Raw genomic sequence first — 13,175 nt, forward strand, 5'->3', positions numbered from 1 at the left:
TTACTAATAGTATTATGGCAGAATTAAAAAAATCTCTGGGTACTCTTCGCCTTACTTTTTATGGTGTAGGTACCATTGTTGGTGCTGGAATATATACTGTAATTGGTGCAGCCGCTGGACAGGCGGGAACAGACCTTTGGTTGAGTTTTATTTTTGCCGCCATTGCGGCCAGTGTCTCGGCAATGTCGTATGCAGAGCTGTCCTCTACCTATCCTAATGCCGGTGCAGAATTCATTTTTGTACGGAAAGCTTTTCCAAAAATCGACATTCCATCTTTTCTAACAGGTTGGACGATTGCATTTCACAGTTCGGCCACCATCGCCGCGGTGCTACTTGCTTTTTCAGGGTATTTCAATACGTTTTTTAACATCCCTTCCTTACTGGTTAGCTATGCTGTGCTACTGATTCTTGCATTTATAAGCATTACGGGCATCAAAAAATCATCTACCGCCAATATCATTATGGTCAGTATTCAGCTATTGGGATTGTTTATTCTTATTGCGGTCGGACTTTTGGAAACAGGACCACCAAAATCAGAATTTTTTAAAGTGGAGTCCTTTTCCGGCACCCTGGCAGCGACTGCTACCTTATTTTTTGTTTATACCGGCTTTGAGCATATGGCAGCATTGGGTTCCGAGGTAAAAAATCCGGGCAAGACGATTCCGAGGGCATTTTTATTGACAATGGTGTTTACCACAATTATATACCTACTAATATCTTTTACGGTACTCAATATAAGTGACCCCGCAGAAATAGCAAAGGTAAATTCCCCATTGTCGCTGGCCGCTTCAAATTTAAATTCCTGGTTGCCCGTAGCCCTGGCAGTTGCGGCACTTTTTGCTACGGCTAATGCGGCTTTTAGTGGCATTATTTCCATTAGCAGGTTGCTTTTCGGTATGGCAAGCGTGGGCGAGCTTCCAAAATTTATGACCAAGACCAATGCACAGAAAGTACCCTGGGTAACTACACTGGTGGTTATGGCTGCGGTAGCGGCATTTTTGTTATTGGGAGATATTAAAATTGTCGCAGGAATGTCCTCTTTAGGGGCGTTACTCGTTTTTGTAGCTGTGAATATTGCACTCATCGTTTTGCGTTATAAAGCACCTGACAAAGAAAGACCTTTTAAAGTTCCCCTTTCCATAGGGAAAGTACCTATCCTACCCATTTTGGCCATAATTATTAGCCTGTCTCTGGTAGTTCAGTTTAACTGGCAGGTGTATGTTGCTTTTGTGGGAGCAATTATAGTGGGCATCGTGCTGGATTATTTTTTGGACAAAAAGTCAAAGAATGAGATGGATCCCGAAAAAGAAAAAGAACTGTTCAACCATTAAAATGAAGCTATGGAATGGACCTTTGAAGAATTTAAAACCAGTTTGGATGGCCTCCATCCTGCAGTGAAGCAAAAAGCCCTGGAAATTGCTAAAAGTCTGGTTATAGAAAAGAATTATACTAAGGGAAATGCCATAAAAGAAGGAATTATGAAAGCTGAAGAATGGTTTTACGATTTAGGCGGTTAATAATTAATAAAAATAGATATGTTACAAATTATAGAGATTTCAGGAGATAATATTATTGCAACCAGAGCATCGGGAGATTTATCCGAAATGGATATTGAGAAGGTACATCCCATTATTCATGCTATTTTGGACAAAGGATTAAACGTACGCTGGTATTTTGAAATGGAGAATTTTACCGGCTGGGATTTTCCAGGCCTGTGGGAAGATCTAAAAATGGATACTGCCCACGCAAAAGATTATGAAAAAATCGCCATGGTAGGTGATAAAAAATGGCAGGACTGGATTACAAAGTTCATGAAACCTTTTACCAATGCTGAAGTAAAATATTTTGACTTAGAGGAAAAGGAGATTGCCAAAAAGTGGATTAAACAATAAAGCTTTTATTTAAACAATTAATTGAAAAACTGAATGTATAATTAAAATTAAAAAACCATGAAAATAATAGTTCCGATTGATTTTAGTCAAAGTTCCAAAATTGGAGTTGAGTATGCCATAAAGGTGGCCGAATCTTTAAATTCAGAAATTATCTTTGTTCATGCCTATTCTGAAGGTTATCAATATGCCGGATACGGGGCTATAGTTTATCCGGTTCCCGACAACTTTAGTTCTTATCAGAAATTGTACAAAGAAAAAATGCTGGAATTTCTCGAAAATTTTCCACGTCTGGCGACAATAAAATATAAGAGTATGGTAGCCCCAGGAAGACCTTCAGATATAATTTATCAATTAGCAACAGAAGAAAAAGCAGGTTTGATAATTATGGGGACAGAAGGTGCAGGTGAGGTAGAAGGTTACCTTGCAGGAACTACCAGTGAAAAAGTGAGCAAGGATGTACCCTGCCCTGTGCTGGTTGTACCTGAAGATTTAGAAACTTTTGGTTTAAAAAGAATTTGTCTGGCGCTGGATTCAGATAATCTGAAACCTGATAGGGAACTAAAGGTTCTGGCTGATCTATTAAAGGCATTTAACGCGCGCCTTTTTATATTTCATTTTGCTAAAAGTAAAGATGAAGTTATTAAAGAACAGGAGATAAAAAACTATTATGAGGAGTTTTTTAATCTACAGAATATTTCTGTTCACCTTTTTTCCGAAGGGAAAACTGAAGATAAAATAACCGGTTTTTTGAAAGATAATGCCATAGATATTTTGGCGCTACTTTACAGGAAACATGCCTTTATAGAAAAACTAACTGAACTGGGGCTGAGACGGAAAATGATTTTCAAATCAGAAGTTCCTGTACTTATTTTAAAATGATAGTAGGATTGAAAACAAATCTGCATTTTTAAGTTTATGAAGTCACTATTTTTTAGAAATTAACTGAATTCCTGAGCTTCATACCTTCAGTAAGACCACAGAATTATTTGTGAAATATTCCTATGGTATCCTAGGTGCCCTAAATTAAGGCAATTGTAAGACTACAGTACAATGAATTTTTATCTAATTAGAGGGAATAAACCCTTTTTAAAGCGATAAGTTTGCAATTTACCCAAAAGAAAGTGTAGAAGAAAAATGTCAAAATATAGGAGAAATAGAAGAAAGAAGAAGGGTCAAAAATCTTCCCGGAATAAAATAACTAAAAAAGAAAAGCTTTTTGGAATTTTTTCATTAATCCTTTTGGTCATTGCATCATTTTTATTGTATTTTTTTGTCTTAAAAGACTTTATTCATAAGCCCTGATTATTTAAAAATGTTTACCTACCAACTTTTTCTTAATCTAATGATTCTATGGAATTCATTATTTTTCTTTTTAAAAGTTGAAGTTTTAAGAGGCGTAGAAAATTGACCTTTTGTAAACAAAATACTTCAATTAAAAACCGATTCCCTGTAATATAAGGAATCGGGAGTTCTCTGGTATTTCAATTCAAGTACTTCTAAAGGAGGGGCGACCAGAATTATACTCATATTATTGAGAACCTTCATAATACTCCTAATAGGTAGGCTGTCTCATAGGAGTAAATACAAAGCTTCCAAGTTAGAAACTTTAAACGTACAAACGAGGTTTTCGCCGTTGGTAAATCTTTTAAGAAGCTTAATACTATATATTCCTACAACTTTAAAAATATATTCTTAAGATAATAACTTTCAATATTTAGATTATTAAAAAATAAATTTTAGATTTGTCTAAATAATATTTTAGGTAATGAAAATAGAATGGTTAAGTCTAATTATTTTTATCGCTTTTTTTACATCCTGTGAAAAATTAGCTGATGAATATGGTCCTGTTCCTCCAAAGGAAAATGAACTTCTTGATGGCCCTGTAGAAGGATTATCAGTTGAAGAGCAGATTCAGTTCTTGAATGGGGATATAGCGTTCAATGATGAAGTATTTACCGCAGAAACTGGACTCGGCCCCGTTTTCGTAGGTACTAGCTGTGTTAGTTGTCATTCTGGGGATGGTAAAGGTCACCCGTTTAATCAATTTATAAGATTCGGTCAAAGTGATACTTTAGGAAATCCTTTTGCAGACTTTGGGGATGGTAAAAATCAATTACAGAATAAAGCAATTCAGGGGTTTCAGCCTGAAAAGCTACCTCCAGGAGCACCCTTCACAACCTTGGTTGCGCCTGCGGTCACAGGATTAGGTTTTTTGGATGCTGTTCCAGATGAAAGTATACTTTCTCTAGCCGATCCTTATGATGAGAATGGCGACGGAATAAGTGGTAGAGCTCATTTCGCATATCCTCCTGAATATGTTCAAATTCGGCCAAATAGTATTTCACGTGGAGGTAAATATATTTTTAGGTTTGGTAAAAAGGCAATTAGTTATGACTTATTGCATCAAACAGTAGGTGCGTATAATCAAGATATAGGTATTACATCATTATTTGAACCTATAGATCCTTATAGCGGGCTGGAAGAGGACCCGGAAATCAGTACTCAGGTAGTTAACGAGGTGGTTTTTTATTTAAAAACCTTAAAAGCTCCGATACCTCGAAATCAAAATGATCCTGATGTTGTATCTGGCAAACAAATTTTTTCCCGAATTCAATGTGCTGCCTGCCATACCCCAAGCATGAAAACGGGATATTCGCCTATCGAAGCACTATCTAATAAAGGATTTCATCCCTATACAGATTTACTACTTCATGATATGGGTCCTGGTCTGGACGATGGATATACCGAAGGTTTTGCTGAAACATCCGAATGGAGAACCCCTCCGCTATGGGGAATTGGCCTTTCTGAAAACTCACAAGGAGGAGGTTTGTTTCTTTTACATGATGGCAGGGCAAGAAGTATTGAGGAAGCCATTTTGATGCATGGCGGTGAAGCCAAAAATTCAAGGGATGAGTTCAATGCCCTATCGAATCAGGAAAAAAAGCAACTACTTGAATTTATAAATTCATTATGATGAAAAGAAAAAAATTTATCCAAACCCTTTCCTCTGTTGCTATAACAATACCAAGTTTAGGTTTTTTACATTCATGCAGTGGAATTTACTATGCTACAGCAAAGGAAGAGGTAGATAAGTTAACCATAGCGAAGCATGAGTTTATTCTTGAAAAAAATAACAAGGTGTCTAAAAGAGAGTTTGTCCTTATACAAAATAACAAATACAGATTCCCTATTTGTCTATATAAAGTTGGTGAAGACTATATAGCTTCCTTACTAAAATGCACTCATCGAGGGTGCGAGCTTAATGTTGGTGGGGGTATCTATAGTTGTCCTTGCCATGGAAGCCAATTTTCCAATGAAGGAACCGTATTACAAGGACCTGCTGAACAAAAACTAAAAACATTTCCAACGAAAACAGACGATGAAAACATCTATATTTTATTCTCCTAATTATTTGATCATTACCTTAATATTGTTCACCCTCAGTGGAAATTTAATAGCCCAAAACGAGGATGATATACTTAAAAGAACGAAGTCAGATACAACAGATACTCAACTTAACATGGATGCGGTATACAATCGACCAGCTCTAACAATAAATAAAGCTCCGGTATCTATTGGGGGATATCTTGAAGCCAATTCGATATATGCAGTGGAAGATGGATTGACAGAAGGATTATCTTTTCAAGCACGACGTTTAACATTATTTCTGTCTGCCTCAATTAACAAAAGAATTAAATTTTTAACGGAAGTAGAGTTTGAAGAGGGAGGTAAAGAGATTGCCATAGAATTTGCTGCTATGGATATCTCCTTTGATCCTCTTCTCAATTTACGAGGTGGAATAATCTTGAATCCAATCGGTGCTTTTAATCAAAATCACGATGGTCCTAAATGGGAGTTTGTAGAAAGACCTGATGTGGCAGTAAAATTACTACCCGCCACTTTTTCTAATGCAGGTTTTGGAATGTATGGTAAAACAAATACTGGAGATTGGATTATCGGATATGAAGCATACCTCTCAAATGGATTTGACAATAGTATAATTAATAATTCAAAAGATCGAACCTCTCTTTCATCCGTTAAAGAAAATGAAGAGCGTTTTGAAGAAAATTTCAGCGGTGACCCTTTAATTACTACAAAACTCGCTATAGGAAATAGAAATATAGGTGAGGTTGGTTTTTCTTATATGGGCGGTACATACAATCGTGTAATGGAAGATGGACTACAGATAGATGAAAAGAATAGGAGGGTGGATGTCTTCGCTATTGATCTTAGCACTACTATTGAATCAACCGGCACTTATATTGTTGGAGAAGGCGCTTATGTGTGGGTGGATGTGCCAAAAACATTTACGCAACAGTTTGGAAATAAACAAGCAGGATTTTTTCTGGATGTAGTTCAACCAGTGTTGCAAAAGAAAATGTTCGGTTGGGAAAATGCATCCTTAAACGTCTCCGCTCGGACAGATTATGTTGATTTTAATATTGGTAACTTCACTCAAACTAATACAAATATAGGGGATGATTTAATTGCGGTTACTCCTTCCATAAGTTTTAGACCGTCACCTGCAACGGTTTTAAGGTTGAATTATCGTTATCAGTGGCAGAATGACATTTTAAATAATCCAGCCACAAAAACGGCCACCTGGTACCTAGGTTTTAGCACCTATTTTTAAGAATGATATGCTTTTTTAACTAATGGAGTGGGCTGCTCGGGGTAGCATGATTAGTTTATCTTTCGGATAATTACAATATTACGAAGCAGAAGGCTTAAAATTTCTCAGTTTTTTAGAGAAGTTGGAGAAAATGTTCCAGGCGCAAAGCTTAGTCAATAAAATGCTTAACATGAGTCTGCAGCCATATTTTAAAAGAAAATTCAATTTAAATGTATCTTTTTAGAAAATTAAAGGTCTCCGTAGTAAACAATAAAATTTATAAGTATGAATGATTGTAAATGTACTAATTGTGATTGCACTAAATGTAATTGCATAAATTGTTTAGATAACAATTGCCCTTGTACAAAATGTGAATGTGGTAAATGCGATTGTTGCTGAATTGAATAAAGGTTGGTTTAAAAGCTAACCTTTATTTATTTTTGAACTATGGAGACTCAAAAAGTTTGGCACAATTTCAATGAAGAGTTATTCTTCTTTATTCTCAAAAAAGTAAAAAATGAAAGTGCTACAAATGATATTTTTCAAAATACATTTTTAAAAATCCATAAAAAATTACATCAACTTGAGAATGATGAAAAAGTAAGAGCCTGGATTTTTCAAATTGCTCGAAACGAGATAGCAAACTACTTCAATAAAGAATCTGTTTATTTACCGAGTGTTAATTTACAGAATGAAACTGCTTTAGAAAAATATCAGTCAATATGCTGTTTTGATAAATTCGTATATGAACTACCAGATATTTATAAAAAGATAATTGAATTGATTTATATCAAAGGACTAAAACAAAAGGAAGCGGCTGAAATCTTAGAAATAAGTCTTACAAATGTCAAGGCTAGAACACGAAGAGCTAAAGATATTTTAAAACAAAAATTCAATGAATGTTGTAAATACGAGTTTGATAAAGATGGCAAATTAATTGGAGAATCCAATTGCTCTATTTGTAAATCATAATTAAAAATACATCCGCCCACAAATCCATCGCAGATAACAGGTATTGTTAAATAATAGGATTTTAGCATTTCATAATGAAACGATTAAAAACTGAGAAAGGGATAGAATGGTAACTTTAGTTGTTTCCCAATATCATATTTTTTATGCCAATCCTTTTTGAGTAAAAAATTGCTTTTAATCATTATATTAAATCAAAAAATAATCTACCAATTATCTTCAAGAGGGCTGTGATCACTCCACTCCACTCCATTGAAAAAAATCAAATTTTCTTGGTGTAATTAAAAGAGGCTTCTATATTTGCATTTATTTTTAATAAATCTAAATAAGAATAATGAAACACATTACTTTTCTCGCCTTAATGGCCTTAAGCCTCTCTGCTTTCTCCCAATCAGGATTAAAAGGGGAAATAAAAAATGAAACAAATGAACCTATTGCCGGTGCCTCTATTTATATCGAGGAATTACAAAAAGGAACTACTACAAATTTTGACGGGTTTTATAAACTCCAGGAGGTTCCCCCTGGAAACTGGAAGGTAACGGTCAAAATGTTGGGTTATCAAACTATAGAGCAAATTATAGAAATTGGACGAGATTCCTTAACAACCTATAGTGTGAACCTTCAGGATACGTATGGAAGTTTGGATGAAGTGGTGATTTCTGCAAGCAGGAACCCGGAATATCTTTCAGAAATTCCAGCTTCTGTTACTGTGGTGAACTCAGAAAAGCTGCGGGAATTTACTAAAATCTCCTCCAATATTAACGAGATTCTAGCATATACAGTGCCCGGTCTTGCTGTAAGCACAGGAACATTTTCCAATTGGGGACAAACATTAAGAGGTAGGTCATTACTCGTTATGGTAGATGGAATCCCTCAATCCACCCCGCTACGTAATGGACAATTGGGAATTAAAAGTATTAATCCTAACGATATAAGCAGAGTTGAAGTAATCAAAGGAGCTACTTCAATATTTGGAAATGGTGGTAGTGGAGGCTTTATCAATTATATCACCAAAAATCCAACCACTTCAGAAAAATTGAGCGGCACTACTGATATTTGGGGAACCTCCCAACTTTCCAATAGCCAAGATGCCTTGGGATATGGGGTATATCAATCCTTTTCCGGACAATTTAATAAGTTTAGTTACTATATAAGCGGAAGTATAGAACATACCGGGAATAAATACGATGCTGAAGGGATTCCCTTACTTCCTACTTATGGATTAGATAATACCGATATTTACAGCACGTATGGAAAACTGGAATATCTCCTTTCTTCTAATCAAAAAATAACCATTAACGGGAATCTTTATAAATCACTTCAGGATTCTCCTTTTATTCCGGTTTTTGCAAATATTCAGGTGTTTAATGACCAAGGGGATTACTCTTTAGAACCGGGTTATGGTATCGAAGGATCAATTCCTGGACAGGAACCAACTGGTTCCGAATTGATAAATGGGAGGTTAAAATACAATTTAAATAATATTTTCTCCGGTACCACAGATTTTGAAACCGATCTATATTATTCCAAAGCCAAAAGTATTTTCTTTTATTCTGATAAATTCGAAGACGGAGGGCAATCCGTGATCAATTCAGAAAAGTATGGCTTAAGACCTAATTTTAATACTCAGTTCAATTTGTATGGCGATATGAATATATCTCTGATCTATGGACTGGATCTTTTAAGGGATAAGACTAATCAGGGGCTGTTAGATGGAAGGCTTTGGGTGCCGAATATCGAACTGATGAGCGTAGCACCGTATTTACAAACCACTTTAAAACTAGATAAAAAATGGGCCTTTAAAGCTGGATTACGATACGATGATTTAAAAATGGATATTGCCAATTATAATACACTTCCCTATTCACCTAAAGGAGATGGTAACTTTAATCCTTCGGTCTCCGTTCAGGGCGGAGAGTTGGCGTTCGATAATCTGGCATTTAATATGGGAGTCCGGTATATTGAACATCAGGAATTCATTCCCTACATTAGTTATTCCCAGGGTTTCTCCATAGCTGATTTAGGTTCTATTTTAAGATCTGCAAGAGCTGAAAGTATAGACAACATTCAACTGGAGCCCGCAGTTACCAATAACTATGAATTCGGGTTTATTTCAAAATTTAATAATTTTCGTTTAGAGGCTGTAGGATACTACAGTACCTCTAATTTAGGTACTGGTGTTGTATTTAGTGATGAACTAAACTCGTTTATACCTTCTGAACAACCTCAGAAAATATTCGGTGGAGAGGTAGCAATAGATTATGCTCTCCCAAGCAATAAACTACTTATTGGGACTTCTTATTCGTATGTGGAAGGGCTTAAAAACCCAAACGATGATGAAAATAATTTAAGTTATGTTGGTGGTGATGTCATTTCTGCTCCAAAATTAACGGCTTATGTTACCTGGAAGCCAACAGAACAGTTTAATACTTCATTGAATGTTATGAGTTTAGGAGATCGAAACAGGTTTTCTCCTTTTCAGGATGGGGAAGGAAATTATGCTTTTAGGCATACGGAATTTCCTGTAAATGGATATACCCTGGTAAATCTAACGGCCACCTACCAAATTAAGAGTAATATTGATGTTTTCTTGGGTATCAATAACCTTCTTAATGAGTATTATTTACCGGCAAGATCTCAATGGGCGGCGCCATTAAGGTCTTTTACTACAGCTGGGGAGGGAGCGAATGCCCGTCTTGGTGTAACTTATAATTTTTAAAAGGGGTGGTAGTCGTTATTAAGAATTGATATTCAGAAGTAACGACTACCATTTTACACTAAAATTTATTGCTTGAAAGCATTTTCAAACATAGTTAAGAAAGTACATCTTTTTTTAGGAATAACATGTGGGGTTTTGGCATCCATTTCAGGTCTTACTGGTTCCATGTATGTATGGCAGCCGGAAATAACGTCGGCCTTAAATCAACGCTTACTACAAAGGGAATCTACTAATACTCTTTCGGAAAAGACATTATTAAAAACTTCCTCAGAACTTTATAGGAGTCAGAAAGATACTATAGCAAAGATATTCCTACCTTATCGAGAGCAGGAGACGGTTTCCATTATTTATAAGAATGGTCAAACCCTTTATTATCACCCGGAGACGGGAGTACCTTTAGGAAAAAAATCAGCTTCCATAAAATTGTTTGAAGATTTGTTGAAGATCCATCGAAGCCTTGGAATTCCTAAGATTGGCAAATACATTGTAGGTAGTAGTGCTATTATATTTTTCTTGTTTCTTCTTACCTCCGGTTTATTTCTATGGTGGAAAAAGTATAAATCAAATTTTAAAAAGGGAATTAAAATTAAATGGAAACGAAATAGAAAAAGATTTAACTACGATGTACATAAGTCACTTGGAATATTTTTTTCCCTTCCTTTGGCTGTAATGGCCTTTTCTGGTGGATATTTTACTTATAACAGCTACTATAAGGATGGTTTGAAGTTAATAGATGGTTTTATAGGCAATAAACAACCTGAAAAAAAGATTGAAGCAGGTACCGGGATCGATATACTGCACTTATTGGAGACTCCAGACAACCAATATGCACTCCGGGCAATTTATTTTCCTCAAGATGGAAATGAAGTGTATCAATTTAGATATATCAAAAACCGATTTATAAACCCCGGTCTAAGAAAAACCAGGGAATTAAAATTAGATAATAATAGTAATACCATTTATTCCTCATCCTTTAACGACGACCCGGTTAGCGAACAGATAGCAGCACAATTTTATCCGATTCATATTGGAGAAATGGCAGGCATGCTGGGGAGAATTTTAGTTTTTATCTCCGGGTTTGTCCCCCTAATATTATTTATTACCGGTCTCAGATTTTATTATTTTAGAACGGTAAGATAACGTCGAACAGGTGTTTAGTTTCAATTTTTTTAAACTTTTAATCTTAAAAATTCCCCGATAGCTTCGCCACGGTACTGCTAGCCGGACAGGCGGATATAGTTGGTTTTAAATTTTTTTTTCCTCTGTCGAACAGCTCAATTAGAATCTTATATGATGAAAAAAATAAGTTTCATTTAACCATGTATTAACAATCCATCGAAACCATATGTTATATTTTTAATGAGTTTAAATTTTGAAAATCAATCACTTATGAAAAAAGCTTTACTGTTTCTCCTTCTTTCAACGAGTATAATCATGGCACAAAAGAAGGATAGCCTTATTTCAGAAAATATTACGGGACATATTTATAAACCTAAGATGGTTGGGGCCACCGAAGAGAGGATATCGCAACTTCAATTACCGCAGGGGTTTAAAATAGAAAAATTCGCAGATAATCTGGGAGAACCCAGAATGATGGCTGTAAGCCCCCAGGGAAATATATATGTTTCTCGAAGGGAGGGAGACGTAGTGATGCTTAAGGATACTAATGATGACGGGAAACCTGACCATCAACAAACGGTAGTAACTAAAGAAGGAGCGCATGGGGTAGCTTTTCATGAAGATATGTTTTACCTTGTTACGGTAAATGATGTTTTCAGGGCACAGTTAAAAGAAGATGGTACTATTGGAGAACTGGAAAAGATTATAGGGAACCTACCAGATGGTGGTCAGCACCCCAACCGCACGATTGGTTTTGGCCCAGATGGGATGCTATATATATCGATTGGAAGCACCTGCAACGCCTGTGATGAAACACGGGAAGAAAATGCCACTATAGTACGGACTAATGCTGATGGGAGCAATAGAACCATATTTGCATCGGGACTGCGAAATACCATTGGTTTTGACTGGCATCCTGAGACGGGGGAACTTTTTGGGATGGATAGCGGAATTGACTGGCTGGGAGATGATGAACAAAAAGAAGAATTAAATCGTATCACTGAGGGAGCTGATTATGGGTGGCCGTATATCTACGACGATGGTAAATATAATAAGGCAGATGAACCGCCAAAAATGACCTGGAAAGAATACGCGCAGAAAGCTACAGAACCGGAGATGTTATTTACAGCCCATAGCGCTCCAATGAATTTAAAGTTTTACAGAGGGAAAATGTTTCCCTCGGAATATAAAAATACTGCCCTGGTAACTTTTCGGGGATCCTGGAATAGACGGCCAGCTTCCGGACACAAAATAATGAAAGTAACTTTCGAAAATGGGAAGCCTGTAAAGGCTGAAGATTTTGTAAAAGGTTTTTTAATGGAGGAAGGTACTTCCCGATTCGCCAGGTTAGCCGGTTTGGTAGAATTGCCCGATGGATCGCTTTTAGTTAGTGATGATACCAATGGCGTAATTTACCGAGTATCGTATAACTAATAATCGATTTACTGAACTCTGAAATAGTAAAGCCAGCCTGTCCAGCCGGCAGGTAGATTTAGGTTAATGATTTAAATTAACTTTCAGAAATGATAACAAATAGCCATATAAAGTAAATGATTAGTAATCCGTTAGTTTTTATAGTTTCCAAACATATTTTCCTTTTATGTGTATCAGATTGTTACCAGAAAAGAATATTCTACTTCTAAAATTTAAAAAAATATGGCGGACTCGATGTGGAGTCCGCCATTAATTAGTGTTCATTATTACTACGTTTTTAGTGGCTAATAAATCTGGATGATATTTAATTTCCACTCATTAGTCAAATTATCATCTTCTTCATCTGAACTGTTCCTTTCACTTTTACAATTCCGGGTTTTAAGCTGGTAGAAGTTCCTTCAGCTATTGTAAAAGTTTCTTTCCCGGTTTG

The 13,175-nt window shown here is 36.0% G+C and carries 11 protein-coding genes; all 11 read left to right on the forward strand.

Annotated features, from left to right (window positions below):
- Nucleotides 1-14: 14 nt before the first annotated feature.
- The 11 genes from AO058_RS06320 to AO058_RS06365 all read left to right on the forward strand — a co-directional run bounded on the left by AO058_RS06320 (nucleotide 15) and on the right by AO058_RS06365 (nucleotide 12,745).
- Nucleotides 15-1,331, forward strand: coding sequence for an APC family permease (locus tag AO058_RS06320; RefSeq protein WP_013073442.1), 1,317 nt, complete (start codon nucleotides 15-17; stop codon nucleotides 1,329-1,331).
- Nucleotides 1,332-1,340: 9 nt separating this feature from the next.
- On the forward strand, nucleotides 1,341-1,517 hold the full coding sequence (locus tag AO058_RS18500; RefSeq protein ID WP_013073441.1) for a hypothetical protein: 177 nt from the start codon (nucleotides 1,341-1,343) through the stop codon (nucleotides 1,515-1,517).
- Between the two features lie 18 nt (nucleotides 1,518-1,535).
- Nucleotides 1,536-1,892 (forward strand): STAS/SEC14 domain-containing protein, encoded by a 357-nt coding sequence (locus AO058_RS06325; RefSeq protein ID WP_008615606.1) that lies wholly within the window; start codon nucleotides 1,536-1,538, stop codon nucleotides 1,890-1,892.
- Nucleotides 1,893-1,949: 57 nt separating this feature from the next.
- Entirely contained in the window at nucleotides 1,950-2,771 is an 822-nt protein-coding gene (locus tag AO058_RS06330) for a universal stress protein (protein WP_013073440.1), read from the forward strand.
- A gap of 886 nt (nucleotides 2,772-3,657) precedes the next feature.
- Nucleotides 3,658-4,866, forward strand: a complete 1,209-nt coding sequence (locus AO058_RS06335) for a di-heme oxidoredictase family protein (RefSeq protein WP_013073438.1) — start codon at nucleotides 3,658-3,660, stop codon at nucleotides 4,864-4,866.
- Complete coding sequence (locus AO058_RS06340) at nucleotides 4,863-5,300, forward strand: QcrA and Rieske domain-containing protein (protein WP_013073437.1); 438 nt, start codon at nucleotides 4,863-4,865, stop codon at nucleotides 5,298-5,300. Before AO058_RS06335 ends, AO058_RS06340 begins: the two co-directional genes overlap by 4 nt.
- Entirely contained in the window at nucleotides 5,272-6,525 is a 1,254-nt protein-coding gene (locus AO058_RS06345; RefSeq protein WP_037317188.1) for a hypothetical protein, read from the forward strand. Before AO058_RS06340 ends, AO058_RS06345 begins: the two co-directional genes overlap by 29 nt.
- 426 nt (nucleotides 6,526-6,951) lie before the next feature.
- Nucleotides 6,952-7,476, forward strand: coding sequence for a sigma-70 family RNA polymerase sigma factor (locus tag AO058_RS06350; protein ID WP_013073435.1), 525 nt, complete (start codon nucleotides 6,952-6,954; stop codon nucleotides 7,474-7,476).
- Between the two features lie 331 nt (nucleotides 7,477-7,807).
- On the forward strand, nucleotides 7,808-10,192 hold the full coding sequence (locus AO058_RS06355) for a TonB-dependent receptor (RefSeq protein ID WP_041579150.1): 2,385 nt from the start codon (nucleotides 7,808-7,810) through the stop codon (nucleotides 10,190-10,192).
- A 135-nt stretch (nucleotides 10,193-10,327) separates the two neighbouring features.
- Entirely contained in the window at nucleotides 10,328-11,332 is a 1,005-nt protein-coding gene (locus AO058_RS06360; protein ID WP_229792206.1) for a PepSY-associated TM helix domain-containing protein, read from the forward strand.
- Between the two features lie 249 nt (nucleotides 11,333-11,581).
- Nucleotides 11,582-12,745, forward strand: a complete 1,164-nt coding sequence (locus tag AO058_RS06365) for a PQQ-dependent sugar dehydrogenase (protein WP_198036139.1) — start codon at nucleotides 11,582-11,584, stop codon at nucleotides 12,743-12,745.
- Nucleotides 12,746-13,175 lie beyond the last annotated feature (430 nt).

Origin of the sequence: Salegentibacter sp. T436 (assembly GCF_001932675.1) — a bacterium.
Taxonomy (GTDB): domain Bacteria; phylum Bacteroidota; class Bacteroidia; order Flavobacteriales; family Flavobacteriaceae; genus Salegentibacter; species Salegentibacter agarivorans.